The 25889-nt window shown below is 41.0% G+C and carries 21 protein-coding genes and 1 other RNA gene; 2 read left to right on the forward strand and 20 right to left on the reverse strand.

Going from position 1 to position 25889, the window contains the following annotated elements:
* Nucleotides 1-110 precede the first annotated feature (110 nt).
* The 4 genes from E7A03_RS06940 to E7A03_RS06955 all read right to left on the reverse strand — a co-directional run bounded on the left by E7A03_RS06940 (nt 111) and on the right by E7A03_RS06955 (nt 2540).
* Nucleotides 111-890: a hypothetical protein gene (locus E7A03_RS06940; RefSeq protein WP_316073910.1), complete on the reverse strand. Its 780-nt coding sequence runs from the start codon at nt 888-890 to the stop codon at nt 111-113.
* 238 nt (nt 891-1128) lie between these two features.
* Complete coding sequence (locus E7A03_RS06945) at nt 1129-1641, reverse strand: pyridoxamine 5'-phosphate oxidase family protein (protein ID WP_316068999.1); 513 nt, start codon at nt 1639-1641, stop codon at nt 1129-1131.
* Nucleotides 1642-1676: 35 nt separating this feature from the next.
* Nucleotides 1677-2120: a MarR family winged helix-turn-helix transcriptional regulator gene (locus tag E7A03_RS06950; protein WP_008602280.1), complete on the reverse strand. Its 444-nt coding sequence runs from the start codon at nt 2118-2120 to the stop codon at nt 1677-1679.
* 12 nt (nt 2121-2132) lie between these two features.
* The gene (locus tag E7A03_RS06955) at nt 2133-2540 is read right to left on the reverse strand and encodes an SRPBCC family protein (RefSeq protein ID WP_287508097.1); all 408 of its coding nucleotides are present in this window, start codon (nt 2538-2540) and stop codon (nt 2133-2135) included.
* A 282-nt stretch (nt 2541-2822) separates the two neighbouring features.
* Here E7A03_RS06955 and E7A03_RS06960 point away from each other — a divergent pair, with 282 nt between their 5' ends.
* Nucleotides 2823-4265: an amino acid permease gene (locus E7A03_RS06960; protein WP_316060523.1), complete on the forward strand. Its 1443-nt coding sequence runs from the start codon at nt 2823-2825 to the stop codon at nt 4263-4265.
* Between the two features lie 33 nt (nt 4266-4298).
* Here the strand turns inward: E7A03_RS06960 and E7A03_RS06965 are convergent, their stop codons facing one another.
* The 14 genes from E7A03_RS06965 to E7A03_RS07030 all read right to left on the reverse strand — a co-directional run bounded on the left by E7A03_RS06965 (nt 4299) and on the right by E7A03_RS07030 (nt 23760).
* Nucleotides 4299-4871 (reverse strand): immunity protein YezG family protein, encoded by a 573-nt coding sequence (locus E7A03_RS06965; protein ID WP_024062680.1) that lies wholly within the window; start codon nt 4869-4871, stop codon nt 4299-4301.
* A 48-nt stretch (nt 4872-4919) separates the two neighbouring features.
* Complete coding sequence (locus E7A03_RS06970) at nt 4920-6044, reverse strand: cation diffusion facilitator family transporter (RefSeq protein WP_227037312.1); 1125 nt, start codon at nt 6042-6044, stop codon at nt 4920-4922.
* Nucleotides 6045-6304: 260 nt separating this feature from the next.
* Nucleotides 6305-7423, reverse strand: a complete 1119-nt coding sequence (locus E7A03_RS06975) for an RluA family pseudouridine synthase (protein ID WP_156697294.1) — start codon at nt 7421-7423, stop codon at nt 6305-6307.
* Nucleotides 7423-10011: a 3'-5' exonuclease gene (locus tag E7A03_RS06980; protein ID WP_156697295.1), complete on the reverse strand. Its 2589-nt coding sequence runs from the start codon at nt 10009-10011 to the stop codon at nt 7423-7425. The genes E7A03_RS06975 and E7A03_RS06980 overlap by 1 nt, the downstream gene beginning before the upstream one ends.
* A gap of 12 nt (nt 10012-10023) precedes the next feature.
* Nucleotides 10024-10275, reverse strand: coding sequence for a hypothetical protein (locus tag E7A03_RS06985; protein ID WP_156697296.1), 252 nt, complete (start codon nt 10273-10275; stop codon nt 10024-10026).
* Nucleotides 10276-10279: 4 nt separating this feature from the next.
* The gene (gene recR, locus E7A03_RS06990; protein ID WP_004694915.1) at nt 10280-10876 is read right to left on the reverse strand and encodes a recombination mediator RecR; all 597 of its coding nucleotides are present in this window, start codon (nt 10874-10876) and stop codon (nt 10280-10282) included.
* Nucleotides 10877-11206, reverse strand: a complete 330-nt coding sequence (locus E7A03_RS06995; RefSeq protein WP_008714816.1) for a YbaB/EbfC family nucleoid-associated protein — start codon at nt 11204-11206, stop codon at nt 10877-10879.
* Nucleotides 11207-11346: 140 nt separating this feature from the next.
* On the reverse strand, nt 11347-14025 hold the full coding sequence (gene dnaX, locus E7A03_RS07000; RefSeq protein ID WP_156697297.1) for a DNA polymerase III subunit gamma/tau: 2679 nt from the start codon (nt 14023-14025) through the stop codon (nt 11347-11349).
* Between the two features lie 168 nt (nt 14026-14193).
* Nucleotides 14194-14293, reverse strand: an RNA gene (ffs, locus tag E7A03_RS09970) — signal recognition particle sRNA small type.
* A gap of 113 nt (nt 14294-14406) precedes the next feature.
* Nucleotides 14407-18990, reverse strand: coding sequence for a glutamate synthase large subunit (gltB, locus tag E7A03_RS07010; protein ID WP_021148599.1), 4584 nt, complete (start codon nt 18988-18990; stop codon nt 14407-14409).
* Nucleotides 18991-19305: 315 nt separating this feature from the next.
* Nucleotides 19306-20175 (reverse strand): RluA family pseudouridine synthase, encoded by an 870-nt coding sequence (locus E7A03_RS07015; protein WP_156697299.1) that lies wholly within the window; start codon nt 20173-20175, stop codon nt 19306-19308.
* A 1-nt stretch (nt 20176) separates the two neighbouring features.
* A complete protein-coding gene (locus E7A03_RS07020) occupies nt 20177-21370 on the reverse strand; it encodes a GNAT family N-acetyltransferase (protein WP_118091255.1) in 1194 nt (397 codons plus the stop codon).
* Between the two features lie 237 nt (nt 21371-21607).
* A complete protein-coding gene (locus E7A03_RS07025) occupies nt 21608-22543 on the reverse strand; it encodes a DUF2156 domain-containing protein (RefSeq protein WP_058948150.1) in 936 nt (311 codons plus the stop codon).
* A 101-nt stretch (nt 22544-22644) separates the two neighbouring features.
* Nucleotides 22645-23760, reverse strand: a complete 1116-nt coding sequence (locus E7A03_RS07030) for an efflux RND transporter periplasmic adaptor subunit (RefSeq protein WP_316073912.1) — start codon at nt 23758-23760, stop codon at nt 22645-22647.
* 111 nt (nt 23761-23871) lie between these two features.
* Between E7A03_RS07030 and E7A03_RS07035 the strand changes: the two genes are divergently transcribed.
* Nucleotides 23872-24723 carry an aldo/keto reductase gene (locus E7A03_RS07035; RefSeq protein WP_101928528.1) on the forward strand — a complete coding sequence of 284 codons (852 nt, stop codon included), beginning with the start codon at nt 23872-23874 and terminating at the stop codon, nt 24721-24723.
* A 102-nt stretch (nt 24724-24825) separates the two neighbouring features.
* Here the strand turns inward: E7A03_RS07035 and E7A03_RS07040 are convergent, their stop codons facing one another.
* Both E7A03_RS07040 and E7A03_RS07045 read right to left on the reverse strand, forming a co-directional pair.
* The gene (locus E7A03_RS07040; protein ID WP_101928529.1) at nt 24826-25164 is read right to left on the reverse strand and encodes a branched-chain amino acid transporter permease; all 339 of its coding nucleotides are present in this window, start codon (nt 25162-25164) and stop codon (nt 24826-24828) included.
* The gene (locus E7A03_RS07045) at nt 25157-25822 is read right to left on the reverse strand and encodes an AzlC family ABC transporter permease (protein WP_004694895.1); all 666 of its coding nucleotides are present in this window, start codon (nt 25820-25822) and stop codon (nt 25157-25159) included. Before E7A03_RS07045 ends, E7A03_RS07040 begins: the two co-directional genes overlap by 8 nt.
* Nucleotides 25823-25889 lie beyond the last annotated feature (67 nt).

Here is a 25889-nt window from a genome sequence, read left to right on the forward strand (position 1 = left end):
TTTCATCTCTCTCTAAATTTAGATATTTCATAAGTATATATTACCGAGGTAATCACTTATCTATTACATTTTTAACTCAGATCACTGACTTTCAACAGTACTACGTACCCTTAATAAAACACGCCAGTCTTTACTTTCATAGGAACTACATGTTCCTGTTTTATTTCTTCAATAGTTTTAGGTGTTATCGGATAGTTACCAACTAGTTCATAACGAGAACTATCAATACTCTTCAACGGTATCACATGATCCTTATAGAATTCCGCATCAGCCTCTTTCACCTGTTCTAAGAAAAATAGGAAGTAAGCCATACCATCCTTCGTCCACGTAATGCTGCGAACCATATGCGTTTCAGGATTACCTGTATAATAAACCTCACTAGAATCACCTGATTTAGACCATTCAAGATCGCCGTACTCAGATGGAACATATGGTGTGTCTCTCACAGTATCCAAGGAATATCCCATTCTATAGGCCATAATACTATCTATATATTTTTTCCCATCCCGATAGATAGTCACACCTTTTTTATAATATACAACCTCTAATACATCATTTCGATCTTGACGCGCTGTATAGAGCTGATAACCATAAGGTATATAACTAGGCGCCTTGACCTCATACGGCAGTTGCTGTGCAGCTTCTACTATTCCTTTCCAATTACGAGCCCCTTCTTGAGTTTTCATAGGCCACTCTAATAAAGTCTTTCTTGGTAATGCTTTGATTGCTGAATCAGGATGAACTCTAGGCATATCATTTGTAACAGTAGCGGAAACACCAGCATTATCGGTAGATATTGAATCATTAACAACATCAGCTGAAACATATCCTGCAGACAATAAACCTACAGCCATAGCAGATAATACGGACTTAAATAGAAGCTTCTTCATGATCTCTCCTTTTATAAAAACTTGATATATACTTTACACATATAATGATATATTTTCTTATTTATATCAAAAACATGCCACCTATTCTGTTGCCCTAGCTACTTCACAAAACTTTTATCTTTCCTATTGTGAAAGTATAGTTATGAGCCATTAGCTGCTTTAATTCTAACTAGTTATACATAATAAAACATCCTACTAAACGCTATATTACAATAGAGTTCAATAGGATGTTTTATCATTATTTAGTTAATGGAGGCATAATAATATCTTGTTCAAACTGTCTTCGTCTTTTTGCAGTATAGTCTACAACCTTAATTTGAACTACGCCCACAGAGTTTACCATGGCATCAGTAAAGGTAAATTCTCGACCAGTCTGATGCTTCATCAACACCTGTAAACCATGAGCTTTTTCATCAATATTTGCTAAATAAACAGCCTCTCCTCGTCCCATTACACTGGAATAGACTGAACTATATTTACAAGGAATATCTCTACCTGATACGAGGGCCTCATCATTACCGTCAATTTCTATAAATACATGGGGGTTCACTTTAATCAAAATAAACTTCTTCCCCTCATGATAGCCATGTACATATATGTAGAGTATATCATCTACAATTTCATAACCGAAATGTAAAGGTACTACATAAGGGTAATCACCATCCATCATGCCTAGGTGAATAATACGCGTGCTGTTTAAAATATCTTTAATTTCATCTATATTTGCAACCATACGATCTTGACGTCTCATTTCAACCTCCACAAGAATTGATGAATTAATACACCTTACGCTTCATGTAATCTGCCAAGAAGATGTTTAAATTGAGCTTCATCACTCTTCAGCTTTCCGAAAAAGATTTCATCAATTTCTTCGACTAATGGGACTGCCTTTTGTAATATTGCACCCCCCTCTTCATTCAAAAGAACCGCTTTCGCACGTGTATCTCTAGAGTGTTCTTTTCGCTCTACAAAACCACGTTTTTCCAATAAGCTCAATATTTGAGATACCGTCATAACATCTATCCCTGAAAGTTTTGAAATCATAACTTGTGTGACTTCGTTATCATGTTGTGATAGATAAGCAAGAGACGCTAAAACAACAAATTGAGGATGTGTTAAGTTCAACTCTTTTAACGCTTGTTTTATAGTAAAATGCCATTTATTGTACACCCTCATGAACAATAATCCTGTTGATTTTTCTGAATTGTCTTTATATTTTGATGTAAACAAACAGCAATCACCTTATCTTTCTAAACAGTTTTTTAGAATAAATATAGATTGGGGAACATCTGAAAAAACTTGACTTAAAAATTCTAAATGTTGCTTATCTTCACTTTCTAAGCTTACAGTGTGTTTTACATTTACACTTCCGTCATGATTATCAATTATTTGATGTCCGAAAAGAATAGCACCAAATGGAGTTTCAGTCTTATCCCAAAACTCTTCAAAAGGTTTTACAAGAGTAAGTTGATATTCCATAGGTGGTATACCTTCAAGCTCCATTGTACCACATGAACCGGTCTCAAATTTACCGTTTAATGTAATATTTTTTAGATCCTCTTCCCAGTCATACCATTTTTCGATATTCGCATAATACGTCCACACAGCTTCTTTTGCCGCTTTTATTTTCAAACTAAAACTAAATTCCATTTTATATCCTCCTTTTATTATAAGTGTACTTATTATAAATTATTTTATATTATTCGTCAATAAACTTCATAAAAAAAGAATATTCTTTGCTTTTATCAATATAAGGATATACTCTATCAGAAAATCATATCATCTTTTGTCTACTGTAAAAATACATTTGACTTTTTAGAATAGATACTGTATTATAAGAAAATAGTTTTATAGATTCTATAGATTATGAAAGTTATGGTTATCCATGGCTTTTTATGTTTATAGATAGTTTGTAGAAAAGAGGTCTTTATTATGTCTGATACTCATCAGTTAAAACGGGGTCTTAAGAACAGGCATGTACAGTTGCTCGCTATCGGCGGTGCTATTGGTACAGGTTTATTCTTAGGCTCCGGCCGCGCCATTCACTTGGCTGGTCCATCCATTATATTCGCCTACCTAATAACAGGTGTTATTTGCTTCTTTATTATGAGAGCACTAGGCGAATTACTGTTATCTAACCTAAACCACCACTCTTTTATCGACTTTGTAGAAGATTACTTAGGGGATCGAGCAGCATTTATCACGGGATGGACATACTGGTTTTGCTGGCTTTCACTAGCCATGGCAGATTTGACAGCCGTAGGCCTCTACATGCAATACTGGATACCGTGGCTTCCTCAATGGATACCAGCCTTACTTGTTCTAGTCGCCTTGCTGTTAATGAACTTGACAGCTGTAAAATATTTTGGCGAAATGGAATTCTGGTTTGCCTTGATTAAGGTGATTGCTATCATCTCTCTTATCATTATCGGTATCATCATGATTATTACTGGTTTCACCACAGATGCTGGCGTCGCCGCCTTTAGCAATATGTGGAATTACGGAGGATGGTTTCCGAATGGAACGATGGGCTTTATCCTATCATTCCAAATGGTTGTATTTGCTTTCACAGGCATAGAACTCGTAGGTTTAACGGCTGGCGAAACAGAAGATCCTGAAAAGGTTATTCCAATGGCCATAAACAATATCCCATTGCGTATTATTTTATTCTATGTAGGCTCTTTAGCCATCATCATGAGTATTTACCCTTGGACTGCCGTTAACCCTGCTGCAAGTCCATTTGTGGCTGTATTTACCGCCGTTGGCATTACAGCCGCCGCAGGTATCGTAAACTTCGTTGTTCTTACTTCTGCAGCATCCGCTACAAACTCTGGTATCTTCAGTACAGGTCGTATGATTTATGCCTTGGCAAAACGCGGTCACGCTCCGAGTTCGATGCGCCGCTTGACTCACAGCAGTGTGCCATACCAAGCAACGATTTTCTCGGCAGCCGTATTATTGATTACAGTTGTACTCAACTACGTAATGCCTGAAGCAGTATTCGTTATGATTACATCAATCTCCACGTTCTGCTTTATCTTTATTTGGGCCATGATGGTTATTTGCCATCTCAAATATCGCAAGAAAAATCCTGAGATAGCGGCACAGTCTAAATTCAAAATGCCTCTATACCCTGTAATGAACTACGTCATCCTCGCTTTCTTCGTTTTCGTTTTAGCCATTCTAGCCTTAAACGAAGATACGCGAATTGCCCTCTTGTTCACACCAATTTGGTTTATCATTCTTTGGGCCTTCTACTCCATGCTTAACACGGACGATGAAGATGCTCTTGGGGAAGAACTCATCGAAATGGCTGGTGTAAAAGAAATTTACAAAAAACCTAAAAAAGACGATTCCGATGATTACGTAATCTAACAAAAAGGCTCGTGCATAGCACGAGCTTTTCTTTTACTTCATAGTAGGAAAATTCTGTTGTTCATATTGTTCTAGATATGCTGGTAAATTACTTGTATCTTCATTGTAATTAAAGATAGTCTTGATGCGATAACCTTCTTGAGTGATGATGATATCAATAGAGGATGGTACTTCTTGACCATTCTGTTGTAAGTGGTTAACTAATTCTTGCAAGGCCTCTGTTTGACGTAAAGAACCGGTCATATATTTACCTTTGGATAGACCTGTATTTCTAATGACTTGGCCATTGTATACTTGACCTCTATTATCTTTGTAATAAAAGCGTACAGCATCCTTATCTCCCGTAGGAACAGCTTTAATATAAATGGTCTTCCAATTCTTTTTAATCATCACTTTTGTAGCTTCTGCTAAATTATTAGACAAACGTCGTGTTTCTTTATTTGTTGATTTAGACACACCATTAACCTGTTGAATTTCATCATTCATAGGCATATCAATAGGTGCCACTACTGGATCTTGTTCTACCTTTTTTGCATCTGCAGGCTGAACCGCGAACATACCAACAACCGCCATTACAGCTAATGCGGTAAGAGCAATTTTTTTCATTCCATCTCTCCTTAGAGAATTTATCAACACAAATTATAATTTACTAAATTAGTTGCTAAAATCCGTATCCACAATAGCGAATTGTGTATAATCAGGGTAACGTTTTTGCATTTCTGCCTTGATTTTTTCTAATGTACTATGTGGATCTTCTTCGTCAAAGTCAAAGATAATATCGTAGTAGATAACCTTCTTTTCTTCTTGTACGTAGAAGGCATGTACTTGTACTACATGTGTATATAAACTAATAACTTGATCAAGAGCTTTTCTAATTTCAAGTACTTCTACACTTGGTTTGTTTTCAGCATATACACCAACAGTCATATTGATACCAAACTTTTTATAAAGATGAACCGCAATGCCCTTTGTTAATGGGTGAACTTCTGCCATTGTCATCGTATCTGGTACAGAAATATGAACGGAACCAATTGTTTCTCCTGGCCCATAGCTATTTAATACCAAGTCATATACACCACCCACATTCGGATGCTGTGCGATAGTTTCTTTAATATTACGGATTAAATTATCATCTGCTCGAACACCGAGCAAATGGTTATACATTTCACGTAAAATATCATACGCCGCTTTTAAAATCAAAACAGAAATAACAGCGCCCACATAACCTTGAATATCAAAGTTAAAGAAAAATACTAAGCCTGCAGATACCAATGTAGCAAAGGTAATCACCGCATCAAAAAGGGCATCTATACCAGATGCTACGAGCGCATCAGATTTATATTTTTCACCTTGTGCCTTGATATAACGACCCATCACTACTTTCACAACGATGGCAACAGCGATGATAACAAGACCTGGAATATCAAATGTAGATACCTCAGGGTGGATAATTTTATCCACAGATTCCTTAAGGGATCCAATACCTGCACCGAGAATGATGAAAGCTATAGCCATGGTAGTCATATATTCTATACGACCGTGGCCAAATGGATGCTCCTTATCAGCCCCTTTGGCGGCTAATTTCGTACCCACAATAGTTAATACAGAGGACAATACATCTGTTAAGTTATTTACCGCATCAAGGATGATGGCGATGGAATTAGACGCAAGGCCCACAATCATTTTAAAAATAACGAGAACGACATTACCTATAATGCCTTTTATACTGGCAAGCGTAATCCCCCGATTACGTGCTGCACCATTATCTTGTAAAATCATACTACACCTCTTACATTCTGATTTATAGTTTTTAAATTGAACTATATCGATTTACTTATAATCCTATTATAGCTTATCGATTATCATTTGTCATTATTTTTCTTGAAAAATATTTTTAAACTTATTGATTTTACTGAGTTATCAATAATTCTCATTTCTCAATTAGAGTATTTGATGTATTGTGACTTCACAATGTATAGTACAAACCTATTATTAACAAACTAGTATTTTGTATTACGTAACAAGTTAATCAGATCAGATTATGCCATAACCGTAATACGCTCTCCTGTGCGCATGTGTGTAAATACCACCTTTTGAGCGCGTAATTGAAATGGCTGTTCCGTAGGTTGTGCACCGTATAAGGTATCTCCTACAAGAGGGTGCCCTATATGGCTGAAAGCTACTCGAATTTGATGTGTTTTCCCTGTGTACAAACGAACTAAAACCTCAGAATATCCACATTTATTGGACTTATACACAGTTTTGTCCACATTTTGATTACTTTTATCAACATCTCCTAAGTTTATATCCACATTTTTTGCTGCTATATCCACAGAATTTTTAGACTTATTCACAGAGTTATCCACAGCCTGCGAAGAATGTCTACATAGGACGGAAAAATCTGTACGAGTCTCTTTTCCCTTAGGATTCACTTCGTAATGAATCCCATCAGCACTGCGTTCCATAGGAAATACCAAAGAATCTTCATCGGCTTCTACAATGCCTTCCACAGTCGCCATATACCACTTTTCAAAGGTATTATCATCCATTTGCTGTTGATAAATACTTTGTGCTAAACCACTTTTTGCAATCACAATGCAGCCCGTCGTATCTCTGTCGAGACGGTTCAAGAAACGTACCTTTCGCTTGATACCATGTTCTTTAAAATAGTGCGCCACACCATTGGCAAGAGAAACTTGATCTTTAGAGTTTACAGTCACACCACTTGGTTTATCCACAATAAGGAGATCATCATCTTCATACAGAATGCGTAAGTCCATTTCGATAGGGTCATGATCTATTTTTTCCTTCGCCATAGCAATCCAAATCTCGTCGCCTTCAGAGATTGCATCTTTTGGCGTAGCCTTATGACCATTAATATGAATTAATTTCTCTTCAAAAAGTTTAACTAAAGATTTTCGAGGATATCTAGTATCTAACACTTCACCAAGTGAAATATCGCGTACTTCTCCAATATGCTCAGAATCGCGACTTGATATGTCTTGATTGCTACTCGATATATCTCGATTTTTACTTGATATATCTTGACCATTACCTATTAGCTTTTGTCTTGCATTTTTCTTGCTAAGTACAGTTTCTATATCTACAGCTGTCACGGTCCACAGAATATCATCGGGGCGATGTGTTTTTCGCGCCATTAGTATCTCCTTTCTACGAGTTCAGGATCTCGTGGCATATAGTTGAGTAGCGAACTTGGTTGAACTGCCCTACCTCGTATATTCGTCTGTTCAAAGGTAATAGTCAATTCTTGTTTAGGTCGAGTGATGGCCACATAGAACAAGCGCTTTTCTTCATCATCACGACCTTCTGCAAGGGCAAAAGGACTTGGGAACGTACCTTCGTTGAGTCCTGCTAAAAATACATAATCGAACTCACTGCCCTTTGCTTGGTGAATGGTAATGATAGGAATGCGGTCTTCGTTTCGCACCTGTTGTGCAGGCTCGCCCGCCGTAAGGGCCGCCATCTGTAAGATTTGGTTTAATCGAGCCAAACCTACAGGCCCTTCATAAGCCGCATCTAGTTTTTCCATGATGCGATACAAATCGCGTATATGCTCTACTTTAGCCGCTTCTCCATGAGATTTATAGTATTCTAAAACCCCCATTTGGTTCATGATATACGCCAATAATTTCGTTGGCATCTCCGTATAGGCTTTTCTACGCAAGGTCGCCATTTGAGAGGCGATATCCGTAAAAGCTGCCTTATATTTATTTATAGCTACCATGCGACCCGTTGTGGTCGGTACGATTTTTTCTTTCACCGCATAAATTAAAAGCTGTGCAGTGGCTAATATATCGTCCATCGCATTGTGCGTTGGTTCATGGTGTATAGGAAACTTAGACGCAAGGAAACCCAATTTATGATTTGGCAAATTAGGATAGAAACGACGGTAGATATCGAGGGTATCATAAATAGCCTTGAACTCAGGATTGCCTAAGTTATGACGCGCCAATTCATTCGTAAAGATGGTCACATCATAGTTTACATTGTGACCTACAATAATAGCATTCTTGGAAAATTCCTTAAAGGCTTGTAACACTATAGCTGGCTCTTCACCGTGTTCTTGTAAATACGCATCGGAGAAGCCGTGTACCTCTTCGGATTGACCAACAGGTACACCAGGGTTTATAAAGCGTTCAAAGGTCTCTAAGACCTGTCCATTTTCATCGATGCGGATAGCTGCAATTTGAATAATGCGATCTTGAGACGTATCTGTGCCGGTGCTCTCCACGTCATAAACAACTACTTCGTGCTGTTCTAATCCACTGACAAGCTTTGCATAAGGCTCCGCTTCAAAAATAGGCATATCCATAAAGTCCGTCAATTTTAAACCCACTTCCCGCGTCTCTGGGCTTTCAATAGCTGCAATACGAGCGTCACCAATCCCTGCAACATAGCGTTTAATAATACGCTTCGCACTGACAGAGTCATTAGGATTCATCAATAATTTGAAGTAGGCCATAATATCTTTAATTTCTTGACGTCTAAAGAATTTGAACTCGTCGATAATCATGAAGTGACGGCGTTCCTCTTCAGGTCGTTCGCCGTTAAGACGTTCAAAAGAATCACTTAGCCGCTGTGCCTTTTTATTATCCCGCACAAGAACGCCGATATTAGCATCCTTTGGCAAGGCACAGATAGCTTCGTAGATATATCGGCCCTCAAGGTAGCTATTTTTACAGCCTTTAATCAGAACTGGCTTGCCCTTGCTTTCACTATTGGCACGAGGCAATTCAGTGTAAATAGACCCAACTAGGTCAGGGAACATATTTTGCAAGGTCTTGAAAGCCGTCGTAAAGAGCGTCCAATTAGAACGATAATTTTCATAGAAGATAATTTTCAAAGGCTTAAAATCCGCATCAAATTGCTTGAGCAAGCGGAACGGATCGGAGCCACGCCATTCGTAAATCGTTTGGAAATAGTCACCACACAAAAGTACGTGATTACCTTCCCATAACATTTCTAGAACTTTGTACTCTAGTACGCCTGTATCTTGCATTTCATCTACAGAGATATAGCTGTAACGGCTGCGCCAGCGCTCACGAACTACAGGGTCTTGAAATAGGCGATGAACACCACAGATGAGATCTGTAAAATCTAGGCCGTGCACGGAAGCTAAGCTTTCATCATACGCAGCAATCCATTCGTGACCATGGTTCAAGAAATCATGGAGTTCACTGTAGAGGACATTGCCAAAGCTAGAGAATTGCTGCTCAATGGCTTCGCGCTGTTCCTTCTGTAAGCGTTCGATTGTCCGCTTGTAATCCCCTACGAGATCATCAGAATAAAAGCCATATAAGGAACGATATTCTTTCACCATAGCGATAACATTAGCAAAGGACATTTCTCGCAATTTACCAGGACGGTATGGTTCAGAGAGTTCCTTGCAGTCTTCTTCGTCAAAGATGGTCACATCCGTGTACAAGGTTTCGTTGCGCTTTCCCTCTTGTTGGAGAATGAAAAAGCAAAAGCTGTGGAATGTACTAACCTCCACAGCCTTTGCAGGACTGCCTACGAGCGATTGAATGCGGTCTTTCATCTCGTTTGCGGCCTTGTTCGTAAAGGTCATACACAAGATATTCTCCGCCTTCGCATAGCCACCCTCGATGAGGTGCGCCACCCGATAAGCAAGTGTATTCGTTTTTCCCGTCCCAGCGGACGCTAACAAGAGGATATTCTGTTCCACTTCATCAATAACGCGTTGTTGTTCACGATTGATAAGCATAAAAACCTCCTGTTATTTAATGCCGTAATATATAGCAGCTAAAACCATAGGAATAGGACCTAAAATTGCTGTTAATGCCCAAATACCCACCCCAATATCCATTGGGATATTAAGTATATAAACGCATACCCAGTAGGTTAAGCCACCAATCACAACATTCATAGCCACCCGTTTAATGGTGAAAAATGCTACTCTGAAAGCAATGTAGGCTACAGCAATGGAAATAACCGCCGATATAATCGGTGATGCTAATAAAGCTCCCATACTACTATCCTTTCATTTCTTGACGGTTCACTACGGCACCGCCTAGCGTTAATTCATCGGCATATTCGATATCGCCACCCACAGGAACACCGCGGGCAATGCGCGTTACCTTGATGCCACTTGGACTTAATAATCTCGCCAAATACAGAGCTGTTGCTTCCCCTTCGACATCTGGGTCTGTCGCGAGGATAACCTCTTGTACAACACCATCACGAAGGCGTGCAATCAATTCTTTTACGCGAATATCGTCAGCACCGATGCCCTCCATAGGGGACAAAGCGCCTTCCAATACATGATACAAGCCCTTATAATCACCACTGCGCTCGATAGCAATGACATCGCGAGATGTTTCAACAACCATAATCGTCGTTTGATCGCGATTTGGATTGCTACAGAATTCGCAAGGATCTTGAGCTGATAAGTTAAAGCAAATAGAACAGTGACGCGTAGCCCCCTTCGCTTCTACGATGGTTTCCACGAGGCGGTCTACCTCTTCCTTCGGCATTTCTACCAAATGATAAGCCAAGCGTCTAGCCGACTTGGAACCGATGCCAGGCAAGCGGCGTAGCTGTTCTACGAGCCGTTCTAAAGCGTTTGTCATTTAGAATAAACCTGTTGGCAAGTTAAGACCACCAGTTACTTTGCCCATTTCTTGAGCCAAGAGGTCGTCTACTTTTTTGCTAGCTTCGTTTACTGCAGCCATTACTAAATCCTCTAACATTTCCACATCTTCAGGATCAACAGCTGTAGGATTCAATTTCAAAGACTCGATGATTTTTTCACCGTTCATCACAACAGTTACAGCACCGCCACCAACGGAAGCCTCTACAGTACGAGTTTTTAACTCTTCTTGCATTTTCTTCATATCTGCTTGCATTTTTTGAACTTTTTTCATCATGCCAGTCATATTGCCCATACCTTTACCAAACATTGTATTTCCTCCTTTTAGGACATCGTCCTATACTAATATTCTAAGTCCATATCATTAACAATATATGACATAGATTTATTACATATGTGTCACCTAATAGCCCCAAGGCCAAAGGTTATTATATAACAATTACTTTTTATCTATTCTTCGATAACCTCGACTATGATGTCATGGTCTTCAGATAATTTTTCTAATGTTTCCGCCAAGAGAGGATTGTTTCGTTCCTCTTCTGTCATATGCTCTGGATCCCAGGCGTATTCTCGAGCCACCGTAACGCTATCGATTGCTTCTACTTCAATAGGTGCTGGTGAAAGCATTGTATTTCCATCACTTTGGTATGGGGTTCCCTCACGAGGTTCACCCCCATCAGACTTTGGGACAGCTTCAACCTCGATATGCGCACCGCTATCCATAGGGCGCTCTAACACTTCGCCATCCTCGCTGATAACAGTCACACTATCTAATGGATGTGGTGGCATATCATCTAAGGATGATACATAAGAACCCTCCATATCGTCTACAGGCACATCATCAAAGGAATGAACCGGAATATCATCCCCTTCTATAGAACCTGCTAAAGACTCAATAGAAATTTCACCATCTGGCACCTGTGTCGCAGAACTACCATCAAAGGATGTAATTGGCACATCACCACTGGATGCTGGCTCTGTTTCTACGCCAGCTCCTAATGCAGTTTCTGATGCATCTATTGTAGTTGTATTCGCACTATCACTAACTACCGTATTTGCAACGGCACCGCCGGTTTTCTTAGCTAAGAATGCCATCGCCGCAGCCTTAGCCGCGTCCACGGCTGCAGAATCAGGCTTACTCTCTTGCGGATTATTGGTTAAATCCATTTGTGTCGGTTCCGCACCTGAAGTCGTCTTTACGTCAACCATCGGTTCTTGTGGTCGTTGGGGTGCTTTTACTTGGCGTTGTGTGGTGCTACCAGCAGCCTTTTTATAGTCTTTATAAACTTGCGTGAGAGCATCCACGATTTCTACATGTACTGCATAGCCCAGTGTATAGGTGAAAGCATCAACCGCCTCCGCCAAATTCACTTCATTGGTCATTACATTGAGATGCAATGCATTTTTAAAGGCCATGACCGCCTTGCTTTGGTCTACGTACACCAGCTGACCTTGACCGATAACGGTAGAGGTCATATTGCGATTGCTATCCTTCAAGTATTTAATCACATTGGATTGTACATTGCGATACTCTTGAGCAGACAAGATTTGGTCACTAATGATGGCCTGTGTACTAATGCCTTTTTTACCGCGACCTTTAGCTTGGTTTCTCGTGTTTTTTCGGGAAACTGGGTCTCCATTATTCGGTGGTGGCGCCATGCCAACGCCGCCCATTGGTGGCGGAGCCATACCCACTCCATTCATCGGAGGCGGTGTACTACCTGGTGCTCCCATCGGTGGAGGCGTCATACCTATACTCGCAGGCGGTGGTGTCATGCCTACGCTGCTTGGAGGTGGCACAGTGCCAACAGCAGTATTTTGAATACTACTCATGGAAGAATTCTGTACAGCAGCATTATCTACAGGAACAAAGCTGTTCGCATAGCCGCTAGGTGGACCAAATGCATTAGCACTATAAGCTGGTGTAGGAGCCGCTGGGCCTCGTTGTTCCAATTGAGCCATGCGGTTCAATAAATCATTTCGTTCAGATCGCTCAGCACTTTCTAGAGCATATACACGATCTTCTAAGCTTTCATCAACAGAGCCTAATTTAGCACAAAGCACGAGTAGACCCATTTCGATGATGGTTCGTGGATTGTCCACTTGTTTCGCATCATTCATGATGGATTGAGCACTGCGTACATATTGGTTAAGTTCATTGAAATCAACACTATTGGCCTGAGCTAGGAACTCATTCTTAAAGGTATCGTATACCTTGAGCTCATCCGCATCAGGAGCCACCTTACCAACGAGCAAGGCACGCACATGTTGAATGAGGGCTTCCATAATCTGCGTCGCATCGCGACCTTCCGCCAATGCATCGTGAACGTAGGATAATACTTTAGGGCCATCGCCGTTGCGCAAAGCATCTAGGAAGTGAATAATCCATTCCTTACTTACGAGACCGATTAACTCTTCCACCACTTGCGGTGTAATAGAGCCCGTTGCCATACCTGCACATTGGTCTAGAATACTCAAGGCATCACGCAAACCACCATCTGCATGAACAGCGATAAGCTGAGCCGCCGCAGAATCAAGACCAAAGCCTTCTTTTTCTGCTACGTAAGATAACCGTTGTGCGATGTCATCAGAAGTAATGCGTCTAAAAGTATAGCGCTGACAACGAGACACGATAGTAACAGGCAATTTTTCAATTTCTGTAGTGGCAAAGATAAACATCACATGAGCAGGAGGTTCTTCGATTGTTTTTAAAAGCGCGTTCCACGCCTCTGTAGTGAGCATGTGGGCTTCGTCTATGATAAAAACCTTTTTACGCCCTTCAACAGGCATAAATTTGACGCTTTCACGAAGAGCACGCACCTCATCGATACCGCGATTTGATGCGGCGTCAATTTCAAGAACATCCATGGACTGTCCGCTCAAAATCGATTTACAAGCACTACACTCGTTACAAGGGTGATCCGTTGGCCCCTGCTCGCAATTGATAGCGCGCGCAAAAATCTTCGCCATGCTCGTCTTACCAGTCCCCCGCGGACCGGCAAATAAATAGGCATGAGCTACCTTATCCTCCCGGATAGCGCGCATCAATGTATCAGACACCTGATGCTGACCAACTACATCGGTAAATGTCTGCGGACGATACTTACGATATAGCGCAATATATGCCATTGGAACACCCCCTTTTTTCCGAAACTTGCAATACTTTATTATACCATATTCAAGAAAATCCGACTCATTTTATAGAGTTTTATCAGTAATTTACACTAGTCATTTGAGCCCATCAATTAGACATAAAAAAAGCGGCCCCACAGGCCGCCTTGCAATATTCGATCACGACAGCCCCCGGGGTCCCCGTGGCACATGAAGGTTACCGCTTAGTGCTGCTACCTCTCAGTCCTGACACGATTCACAGGCCTCCATTGCACAGGCCCGAGAACTGCCATGATCCAATATTGCAATACAAATATTATACATGAAAAAGCCTCTATAGTCAAAGCTATAGAGGCTTTTCATATATCCTATCCAAACGATATTCAATCAAATTAAAAATTATTTTGCATATTTCTCTTTAAATGCAGCCAATTGTGCTTCTTCTAAGGATAAGCCTTGTTCTTTGAAGCGTTCAATAGCAGCTTGCATTTCTTCATAGGCTACAGGCACAACTTTTGTAAATCTGTTTACAAAGTTATTCCAGTTTTCTAAGATGTGACGGCCTTTAGCAGAGTTAGTATGCAATACATGTTGTTCTACTAGTTCTTTAATGCGTTTAAGGTCATCATTATTGGCAGTACGTAATTCTACGAGACCTGTGTTGACATAGCGTTCATCGCAATCAAGGATGTACGCATAGCCACCGGACATACCTGCTCCAAAGTTACGGCCAATTTTACCGAGTACGAGCACTTCGCCACCAGTCATGTATTCACAGCCATGGTCGCCGACGCCTTCCACAACGGCAGTGATACCGCTGTTACGTACGGCGAAACGTTCACCAGCTACACCGTTGATGTAGGATGTACCAGAGGTTGCACCATAGAAGGCAACGTTACCGATAAGGATATTTTCATCAGCTTCAAAGATGGATTTCTTAGGTGGATATACAGTGATAGTACCGCCGGACAAGCCTTTACCGAGGTAATCATTCGCATCACCTTCAAGTTCTAGTGTCATGCCTTTAGGAATGAAAGCACCGAAGGATTGACCCGCAGAGCCTTCGAAATTCAACTTGATTGTATTGTCTGGCAAGCCGCTTTCACCATAACGACGTGTCACCTCAGAACCAACCAAGGTACCTACAACGCGGTTGATGTTAGTGATAGCCAATTTAGCGCGAATCGGTTTTTGATCCTCAATAGCAGGACGGCACATACGCAAAAGTTTGGACATATCCAAGGTGCGTTCCAACTCGTGATCTTGGTCAACCATGTGCATATGTCCCACAGAGGAATCAATGTATGGACGGAACAATATGCGTTTAAGATCAACGCGAGACAATTTGAAGTTATCATCTTGAGATTTTTGACGCACAAGATCGATACGACCAACGAGCTCAGCTACGGAGCAAATACCTAAACGAGCCATGATTTCACGCAATTCACGTGCGATGAAAATCATCAAGTTTTCAACATATTCAGGCTTACCTGTGAAACGAGCACGCAATTTTTCATCTTGTGTAGCTACACCGTAAGGGCATGTATTAAGATTACATACACGAGCCATTTTACAGCCCACCGCAACGAGTGGCAATGTACCAAAGCCGAATAACTCAGCACCGAGCATGGCTGCTACAGCCACATCAAAACCAGTCATCAACTTGGAGTCTACCTCTAATTGAACACGGTCACGCAATCTGTTGAGCATCAAGGTTTGATGAGTTTCAGAGAGACCAAGTTCCCAAGGTACACCTGCATGTTTTACAGACGTGCGACCTGCTGCACCTGTACCACCATCGTATCCGGAAATCAAGATGTTATCTGCTTTTGCTTTCGCAACACCAGCAGCAATTGTGCCAACACCTGCTTCAGAAGTCAATTTAACGGAAATACGCGCATCTTTGTTGACGCATTTCAAGTCGTAAATCAACTCTGCCAAGTCTTCGATGGAGTAAATATCATGATGCGGTGGTGGAGATACGAGCTCAACGCCTGGAGTGGAGTGACGAGCCTTGGCAATTTCAGGATATACTTTTTTGCCTGGTAATTGACCGCCTTCACCTGGCTTAGCGCCTTGAGCACATTTGATTTGCAATTCTTTTGCATGAATGAGGTAGTTTGCGGTTACCCCAAAACGACCAGATGCAATCTGTTTTACTTCGGAGTTCATGCTATCGCCGTTTGGCAATGGTTTAAAACGATCTACATCTTCGCCGCCTTCACCAGAGTTAGATGTGGAGCCTAAACGATTCATAGCGATGGCAATGGCTTCATGCGCCTCTTTACTGATCGCACCGTAGCTCATAGCACCAGCTTTAAAGCGTTTTACGATGGATTCTTCAGGTTCAACCTCTTCGATAGGAATACCGCCACCTACAGGGTAGTTCAATTCCATCAAGGAACGCAATGTAACGTGGTAATCATTGCGAATCGCTTTGGAATATTCTTTATATTTTGCGTAGTCGCCGTTGATAAGAGATTCTTGTAAAAGCTCGATTGTCTTAGGATTGAATAGATGCTCTTCCCCATCTTTTACAGGACCATACCAACCGCCTGGTTCGAGTACTGTTTCATCGGATTTGAAAGCACGTTCAAAACGAGCTAATGCTTCATGTGCTACCCCACCAAGACCAATACCGCCAATACGTGTTGGTGTATTTACGAAGAACTTATTAATGAAGTTAGTATTCAAGCCCAACGCTTCAAAGATTTGTGCACCGTGGTAGGAACGAACTGTGGAAATACCCATTTTGGACATGACCTTCATAATGCCACCTACAGCGGCCTTGATGTAGTTCTTTTCTGCCTGTTCTGGTGTAATATCGCCAAGACGTTTCCGAGCTTGTAAATCGCGTACAGTTTCAAGCGCCAAGTATGGGTTGATAGCTGTTACACCATAGCCGATTAATGTACAGAAGTGATGTACTTCACGAGGTTCACCAGATTCAAGGATGAGACCAATTTCTGTACGCAATACTTTGCTAATCAAGTGATTGTGAACGGCTGCTACAGCCAACAACGCTGGAATTGGCGCATGATGTTCATCGACACCACGATCAGATAAAATCAATACATTTTGATCTGTACGAGCTGCTTCTTCTGCCTTAGCACACAATTCATCTAATGCATCGCGCAAGCCTTCGGCACCCTTAGTTGGATCAAATAGGATTGGCAAGGTTACAGATTTCATGCGACGGCAATCAAGAGCTTTAATGGATGCCAATTCTTGGTTTGTAAGAATTGGGGTACGCATGGACAATGCATAGGTACCAGCTTTGTTAGGTTCTGTTAAATTCCCAGAGTTACCAAGCATAACCCGTGTAGATGTAACCATTTCCTCACGAATAGAATCAATTGGAGGATTCGTTACTTGCGCAAACATTTGCTTGAAGTAGCTATATAACAATTGTGGTTTATCTGACAAGATAGCTAAAGGCGCGTCCGCTCCCATGGCACCAACAGGATCTTTCCCATCTTTTGCCATAGGCACGATCATGCGCACAAGGTCTTCTTGGGTATAACCAAAAGCTTGTTGTTCTTTGAATAAATCATCTACTGTTGGAATTGTACTTTCATCGGCTTGCGTAATTTCAGACAAATGAATAACGTGTTCCTTTACCCATTCATTGTATGGTAATTCAGTAGCGACACGATGTTTGATTTCTTCATCAGAGATGATACGTTGCTCCGCTGTATCAATGAGTAGCATTTTACCTGGTTCCAAACGGCCTTTAGCGCGGATGTTTTCAGCATTTTCGTTTACAACGCCAACCTCGGAGGCCATGATAACGCGATCATCTGTTGTCACATAGTAACGAGCAGGACGCAAACCGTTACGGTCAAGGACACCGCCGATAACTGTACCATCGGTAAAGCCCATAGCCGCAGGACCATCCCAAGGTTCCATCATAAAGCTATTGAACTCATAGAAATCATGTTTTTCTTGACTCATGAGATTATTGCGTTCCCAAGGCTCAGGAATCATCATCATAATCGCATGAGGCAAGGAGCGGCCTGTCATGTGCAAGAATTCTAATGTGTTATCAAACATAGCAGAGTCAGATCCGCTATCATCTACTACAGGGAATACCTTTTTGATATCTGGGAACAATGGAGATTCCGCTTTACCTTCACGAGCATTGATCCAGTTTACATTGCCGCGAATGGTGTTGATTTCACCATTGTGAACTAAGAAACGGTTAGGATGTGCTCGAGCCCAACTTGGGAATGTATTCGTACTGAAGCGGGAGTGAACCATTGCCAATGCGGAGGTAAAATCAAGGTCGCTCAAATCAAGGTAAAAGTCGCGCAATTGACCAGGTGTTAACATACCTTTATATACGATTGTTTTAGAAGACAAGGAGGCAATATAAAAATCGCTAGACAATTCCTTGCTCAATGGAATAATGCGTTTTTCCGCCAATTTACGAATGATATATAATTTGCGTTCAAATTCCTTATTGTTAGTTACATCTGGGCCTTTGCCGATAAGGATTTGAATCATCCAAGGACGAATCGCCGCAGCCTCTTTACCAACCTTTGTACCATCTACCGGTACTTCACGCCAGCCGAGAACAACTTGCCCCTCTTCGCGTACGACCTCTTCGAGAATTCGTTTTTGCTCGTTACGGAGACTTTCATATTTATGGGCAAAGACCATACCTACGCCATATTCGCCAGCTGCAGGTAGATTAATACCAAGCACTTCACACTCGCGCTTGAAGAACTCATGTGGGATTTGTACTAAAATACCGGCACCATCCCCAGTATCCTTGTCGGCACCGGCACCGCCACGATGTTCCAAGCGCTCTAAAATGCGTAAACCATCGTCGATAATATCATGAGATTTTTTCCCCTTAATATTAACAACGAAGCCCATGCCACACGCATCCTTTTCAAATTGGCTACTGTACATACCATTGGCTTCAAGTCTAGCTTGATCTAGACGTTGTTGCTCTATTGTGCTTTGCTTCATATCCATAACGTGCACTCCTTCATATCACTTGATCATTCCAAGCACTGCGGCATCGTTCCGTTCGGTCTTGGTAAAAGTATAACTAACAAACTATTTCTCTATAAAATTATCAATTTAACATTCTATAGAATTTTATGTCTATACACAGTATACTCCTGTCCACTGTGAATTGAAAATATAAAAAAAACATAGTCTATGCTTTTCATGCATAGACTATGAGTTTTTATCACTATTGTTTTTTGTATACAAGGATACAGGGATAATAAGCTTCTCATCCAATAAATACGATAGTCTTATTATTTAGAGTGGAAAAACCAACAGTTATTTTTCTCGACCAAAATTATCCCCTACTTCACAGGTAATCGTAATAGCTTCGTCTTTACCATACGGCACGAAAGTTAGCTCTGATGCGTGCAAACATTGGCGTGTATAGGGCTTATTGCGCGTACCATACATAGCATCACCAATAATAGGGTGACCAATATGTTCCATGTGAACCCGAATTTGATGAGTTCTGCCAGTCAACAACTTAAAACGTAACAGAGTGTTGTCTCCTTCATGACCGAGAACGGTATATTCCGTTTGAGCCGACTGACCAAACTCATCGATAACACGGCGATTATCAAATACTGGATCTACCCCAATAGGCGCATCTACCATGCCATCCACATCAATACGACCTTCTACAAGTCCTGTATAAATACGATCGATACGCCCTGCTTGTAGCTCATCAGTATAATATTGTTGTGCTTCCTTTGTTTTACCAAATAGAATACACCCCGATGTATCTCGGTCGAGGCGATGCACAGGACGAACCTTATGAACTACACCCTTTTTCGCATAATAACCAGCTATATAATTGCTTAAGGTGCAAGACTTTGTTTGCCCTGCTGGATGAACGAGCATAAAAGGAGCCTTATTCACAACTAGGGTATGAGCATCTTCATAGAGAACGGTAATCGGCCCCTTTTCTACGTCTACTCCATAAGCCTTATCTTGTGGTAATTCTAAGGTTAATACATCACCCTTTTTAAGTGCTCGCTGCGAATGAGCCACACGGCTATTAACTTTTACCCGTTTCTTGCGAAACATCATTTGGATATCCCGAGCGGATAGGGAAAATCGTTCCTTTACATATTTAGAGACCGTCAACTCTGTCGGTTCTTTCACCGTATATGTTTTCCAGCTCATATTACCACCACTCGTTAATATACGTTTTTTGTTCAGGATAGAGAATATCGAAATAGTCTAACCATTCTTCGCTTACTGAAAGTTTCCCTTCAAACGCAAGGTCTCGAGCCGTAAGTGTGCCCATTAATAACTGGCTCAACGCACCGACCTCAATGGTAATATCTGTTTCATCCTCTATCGTATCAGAAATCTTTTTAACGGATGGAGTTAATGCACTGCCATATTGTACTTCATAGCGACCTTCGTTCCAACTGCAAAGCCCATCTTTTACAGCAAAGATCATTGTTATAGGCATCATCAATGCCTCTTGATTGACAGGAATTGCTTCAAAAGCAGCTTTTACATCTACAATACGACTCATCATATATGGCATGGTAGCGTGGCCAGTTCTACCATCAGGATAGAAGCGATAATATGTATCGTGAAGGCCTTCATTCCAACGGATAGACGTACCTTGAGAACGGTGATTATAGAAATAATTTAATAATGCACGTTGTGCACGGCGTGTCGTGTAAACCAGCTCAGTAACAGGAATTTCAGGCTGACCTAAACGATACACTGCATAGCCTTCAATGACATGGTCATCGTTGCGCACTACAGCAACATTTACACCTTCTGCAAAGAAGCTGCCTAACAAACGTTTCCATTCCTTTTCGCCACGTTCTGCGTAGCCAGAAAGACGAGCCGTATATGTTTTATATACTGGATCTAACAAAGTCCATTGATCTACGCTATTTAGTAAGCCAAAGCTCAACGTTTTATCTGTCATAGGGCGCAAGTCTTCTAGCGACATGGTGTTCACCCATTGATGAGCATAAAGTTCCCAACCATATTGCTGATAGAACGCTGCCTTGGATGGCATCAAAATCGTCATAGCTTGACCGCGTTTACGAAGCTCCTCTAGTGCAGCAGTTAACAGTGCACCGCCTACACCACCACGGCGGGCTGCTGGATGCGTTGCAACGCCTACCATATAGCTCGTAGGCAATACGGCACCACGTACATTAAGATTGTATTGACGCAAATGAACGGTACTCAACAATTGGTCCTGTTCTAACCCGACCATTGTATTCTCTGGTTCATAGCAATTTGTAAAATAATATTGAAAGAATGGATCTTCCTTTGGTTCAAAGCAGTACGCCCATAGATTTTCTACATGAGGCGTATCTTGAGCCATCGCAATTCTAAATTCCATAATTTTGTCCTCGTTATATCATAAGAGCCGTTATCTATCTATCGCGTCACAGCGTATAATATCTAATCTGATCTAATTTAAGCACATCATATCGCCATATCGCCATATCGCCATATCGCCATATCGCCATATCGCCATATCGCCATGATGATACGATAGTTACATTCAAATAGATAGTCTAACAATTCTATTATAACAAAATGAGCTATGAAGCACATCGACTTCATAGCTCAGATTTTATTTACCACCTGTCGCATTATCTGCTTCGTTAGCATATACTGCGTCATATTTTTCAGCAAAATGATCTGGGTTATAAGATTCTTTTGCTTGGCGAAGACCAGGCAAGCCCATATCTTCTTCACGGTTAATGAATTCTACATCGCTGAATTCATGACGAATAAATTCATTATTGATCGCTTGGTACAAACCACGAATATCTGGATTTGCTTTTTCAATATGAATCAACGCCATTTTATCATTCAACAATTCACCGATACTGAAAGCTTCCACGCGGCCAAACAATTTAATGGTGCCGCCTTTAAGGCCTAGCACATCCCAGTTATCAAATAATAAATTGATAGCAACCAATTCATCTTCGATACCTTCTTCATGATGGGTTTCTACCCAAGATGCTGCTGTTTCGCGGCATAATGGAATGATATCTTCTGTAATTGGCACATATTCATAGTTGGAATATTGCATGCGGAATTGATTTAAATGGTTTTTCTTTTGACGGAACTTCTTACCGGACAAATTGATAAGATCTTCAGACTTATAAATGTATTCGTAGTTATCGCGGTCAGGTGTGAATGTGTAGCGTCCAGGACATAATTCTTCCATGCGCTCTTTCATGATTTTGCTAATACCTTTGAAGCGGAATGGCAATTTATTTTCCACAAACCATTCTTTAGCGCGCAATAAACCATCAAGGAACTTTGCATCTTTACCAGCAAATGGAGGCAATAGGAATGGTTCACGCTTACCGCCACCTTGAATGTACAACACGCCATTTTCTTCAGCCCAACGAATGCCGTACGCATCTTGCCACATAAATAATGTAGTAAAGCAGTTATCAGATGCTTCATAATGATGTTGTTCAAAATACTTGTCGATTAATGGTTTATCTCTTAATTCAAAACGTTTAAATTCTAAAATAATAATCCCTCCTATCAGATTCCTCTTCTGAGGTTACCGTCGTTATCGGTAAAAGTTGAATATAGCCAAATATTCATTAGGCTCTTCATAATACTCTATTGAAGTCACTTAATTTGTAGTTATAATTTTACAGATTCCCCTAATTCAAAGGTACCATCTGTAGTGATAACCTTATCACCTTCATTTAGGCCAGAAATAATCGCTACATCATCATCTACTGTAGTACCCACTTCAACAACACGTACGTCAACGGTATTATTTTCAGTTAACACATATATGTACTTGCCATCTTGGTTTTCACGAACCGCCTTAGTTGGAACGGTCAGCATCTTGGCTTTCACATTAGATTCAATAACGAGTGTATAGAATTCACCAGCCTTGATAAGGCCTTTCTCATTGTTGAAAGTAGCTTTCACGAGGACACTTGGCACATTTTCAGGCTGAGTAATATCTACATAAGTCAATTCACCTGGTATTTCTTGGTCCCCCACCTTGAGAAGTACCTTCATACCATTCTTGGCTTCAGCTGTACCTAACTTCATAGCCGCATCACGGGGAATGCTGAGGGATGCTACCATCGGTGTGGATTGCTGAATCATCATAAACGGACGATCCGCAATCGCCATTTGACGGTCTTCATTATAAATAGATGTCACTGTACCTGCTATAGGAGCCACGATTGTAGAAGCTGCCATCTGTGCTGATACTTGAGCAATTTGTGCCTCGATAGCCGCCGTATTGACACCTCCCCCACCACCAGTTGTAACTGTTGTAGTTTGTGGTTGAGATCGTTCCAAAATACGATCATATTCTTTTTGTGTGATTATGCCCGCTTCACGCATGCGTTGAGCCTGTTCCAGTTGAGTACTATCTATAGATGCTGCAGTCGTAGTCGTCACAGCTGTGGCATATGATTGTGATTGGGCTTGCGCTAATTGTCCTTGCAAGGATGCTAGCTGTTGTTGTAAAGCCGATGTATCTACAGTTGCCACAGTTTGACCTTGCTGTACTTGATCGCCTACTTTCACGGCATACACGACCTGCCCCGTCAAGGTCGGCGTTATCGTCGCTTTATTAAGGGCCGTTACATTGGCATCATTATGAATCTGCAACGGCATATCCTTGTACGTTACCTCTGCGACGGATACGGTTTTCGTACCACATCCCGCAATAGCGAGTGTCATAATCATAACACCAAGGATAGCAATTACAGAGCAAAAACGATTTATTTGCATTCTGTCACTTCCTATCATATTGATTTTTATCAATACCTTAGTATATCATAAAATCAGTTAGAATTGTATGAAAGCTAATTCCTTTAATTTATGGATATAACGGAGGTTCTCATGGAAGAACGGATGGACTTTAGGATTTTAAATAATGGTAGCTTCATTCCCTCCATCGGTTATGGTACCTATAAAACAGGTACCGAAGGAGAGACTGAACAAGCTGTTGCTAATGCACTTAGCGTAGGCTATCGTTTACTCGATACGGCCGCCTATTATGGCAATGAAGAAGCCGTGGCTAAAGGAATCAGAGCATCTGGTATCAAACGAACAGATATAATCATCACTACTAAAATTTGGCACACCGATGCAGGCTACGATAATACGATGCGTGCTGTTGAAAGCTCCTTAAAGAAACTAGATACCAATTATATTGACATCATGCTCGTTCACCAACCTTTGGGCGATTACTACGGCTCTTGGCGCGCCATGGAGGAGTTATACGACCAAAATATATTGCGTGGGTTAGGTCTTTCTAACTTTTATGAAGACCGATTAATCGACTTGCTATATCACTGTAATGTAAAACCTGTAGTGAACCAAATTGAATGTCACCCATTCAACCAACGCCAAGCTCTTATACAATTGATGAGAAAACATCAAGTGGTGGGCATGGCGTGGTCTCCATTTACCCGTGATCGCCAACCGATTTTTGATCATCCTATCATCAAAAGCTTGGCTGAAAAATACGGTGTAACAAAGCATCAAATCATCTTGCGTTGGCATATTCAACGAGGCATCATTCCATTACCAAAGGCAAATAATGTAAGCCATATGGAAGCTAACTTTGATGTATTCGATTTCAAACTCACTAACATCGACATGGATGTTATGGAATTATTAGATCAACAAGACTTCTTAGAGGACCACCACACTGCACTAGGTCTTGAAAGATTATTACAACTTAAATAGAACATAAAAACAAAACCACTTATATCCTCCTTTAGGAATAGATATAAGTGGTTTATTTTAGTGCTCTTTATTTTATTATAGTTTATGTTAGTATACTTTATTTTATTTAGGTATATTAAATACGGCTTGAACAAGTATCATGTATACTACAGTGCCGGCTCCAATAGACATAAACATATTTCGTTTCCATACATGCATGCCAACGGTCACTAATAAAGCAATAAGTTCCGGTACTCCATATGGATAGGATAACACAATTGTATCTTTAAAGGTATACACAACAAGCATCCCCATAACCGCTGCAGGTAATGCCTTGCCTAAATACTGTACAAAATCTGGGGCCTTCTTACCAGGTGGGAAAATAAGAAAAGCAGAGAAACGTGTAAGTAATGTGCCCGCTACAACAATGGCAATGGTAATGACTATTTCAAAACTAGTCAAGATGTACACCTCCCCACTTATACGCTATATAACATACTACGAGCATACACCCCATAGAAGCAAGCATAAATAAGGATTTTCCCGTTAATAGAAGCATTGCTAGTGCTACAACGGCTCCAACAGCACCTAAGCCTCGAATATTATTACTTTTAGCATTAAATAACATTTCAAGGAATATAACAATAAATAAGCCAGGTAATACAAAACCAATACCTCGCAAATCTACAGATGCTAATAAATCACCGAACAATCCCCCTACAAGAGTACTCACCACCCAGAAGATATAATTAAGCCACGATACATGGAAGTAGAACCATTTTTCATCTACATCATCGGGTAACTTCGTAGATACATTAATTGCAAAGCTTTCATCACACATCCACGCAACTGTAGGAAACCATTTCCATCCCATATGCACATATCGCTGTAGTGCAGATAGACCATAGAAGAAATGGCGCCCATTGACAAACAAGGTCAACATAAAAGTATTCACTGGATCAAAGCCTGCCATTAACAGCCCAATAGTTACGAACTCCATGGAGCCTGCAAATATGGTACTAGCTAAAACAGGAGCGGTCCACCAAGGAAACCCTTGACTGGTAGCATACAAACCAAAGCCTACTCCAAGAAAAAGGAAACTAAGCCCCATGGGAATCATAATAGGAAGTGCAAAAGAAAATGCACTTCTATTTTTTATTTTATTTATAGGGAGCGCCTCCTTTCCA

Origin of the sequence: Veillonella parvula (assembly GCF_032472435.1) — a bacterium.
Classification (GTDB): Bacteria; Bacillota; Negativicutes; order Veillonellales; family Veillonellaceae; genus Veillonella; species Veillonella parvula_N.

Excerpts from the sequence above, each read along its gene's own strand:
- E7A03_RS06955 (WP_287508097.1), bottom strand. The coding sequence starts at position 2,540 with ATGGAATTTAGTTTTAGTTTGAAAATAAAAGCGGCAAAAGAAGCTGTG.
- E7A03_RS07045 (WP_004694895.1), bottom strand. The coding sequence starts at position 25,822 with ATGATTCCCATGGGGCTTAGTTTCCTTTTTCTTGGAGTAGGCTTTGGT.
- E7A03_RS06995 (WP_008714816.1), bottom strand. The coding sequence starts at position 11,206 with ATGTTTGGTAAAGGTATGGGCAATATGACTGGCATGATGAAAAAAGTT.
- E7A03_RS06970 (WP_227037312.1), bottom strand. The coding sequence starts at position 6,044 with ATGATTTTACAAGATAATGGTGCAGCACGTAATCGGGGGATTACGCTT.
- E7A03_RS07035 (WP_101928528.1), top strand. The coding sequence starts at position 23,872 with ATGGAAGAACGGATGGACTTTAGGATTTTAAATAATGGTAGCTTCATT.
- E7A03_RS06960 (WP_316060523.1), top strand. The coding sequence starts at position 2,823 with ATGTCTGATACTCATCAGTTAAAACGGGGTCTTAAGAACAGGCATGTA.
- gltB (WP_021148599.1), bottom strand. The coding sequence starts at position 18,990 with ATGGATATGAAGCAAAGCACAATAGAGCAACAACGTCTAGATCAAGCT.
- E7A03_RS07020 (WP_118091255.1), bottom strand. The coding sequence starts at position 21,370 with ATGGAATTTAGAATTGCGATGGCTCAAGATACGCCTCATGTAGAAAAT.
- E7A03_RS06965 (WP_024062680.1), bottom strand. The coding sequence starts at position 4,871 with ATGAAAAAAATTGCTCTTACCGCATTAGCTGTAATGGCGGTTGTTGGT.
- E7A03_RS07030 (WP_316073912.1), bottom strand. The coding sequence starts at position 23,760 with ATGCAAATAAATCGTTTTTGCTCTGTAATTGCTATCCTTGGTGTTATG.
- E7A03_RS07015 (WP_156697299.1), bottom strand. The coding sequence starts at position 20,175 with ATGAGCTGGAAAACATATACGGTGAAAGAACCGACAGAGTTGACGGTC.
- dnaX (WP_156697297.1), bottom strand. The coding sequence starts at position 14,025 with ATGGCATATATTGCGCTATATCGTAAGTATCGTCCGCAGACATTTACC.
- E7A03_RS06945 (WP_316068999.1), bottom strand. The coding sequence starts at position 1,641 with ATGAGACGTCAAGATCGTATGGTTGCAAATATAGATGAAATTAAAGAT.
- E7A03_RS06980 (WP_156697295.1), bottom strand. The coding sequence starts at position 10,011 with ATGCTTATCAATCGTGAACAACAACGCGTTATTGATGAAGTGGAACAG.
- E7A03_RS06940 (WP_316073910.1), bottom strand. The coding sequence starts at position 890 with ATGAAGAAGCTTCTATTTAAGTCCGTATTATCTGCTATGGCTGTAGGT.
- E7A03_RS06975 (WP_156697294.1), bottom strand. The coding sequence starts at position 7,423 with ATGGCGCGAAAAACACATCGCCCCGATGATATTCTGTGGACCGTGACA.
- E7A03_RS06985 (WP_156697296.1), bottom strand. The coding sequence starts at position 10,275 with ATGGGAGCTTTATTAGCATCACCGATTATATCGGCGGTTATTTCCATT.
- recR (WP_004694915.1), bottom strand. The coding sequence starts at position 10,876 with ATGACAAACGCTTTAGAACGGCTCGTAGAACAGCTACGCCGCTTGCCT.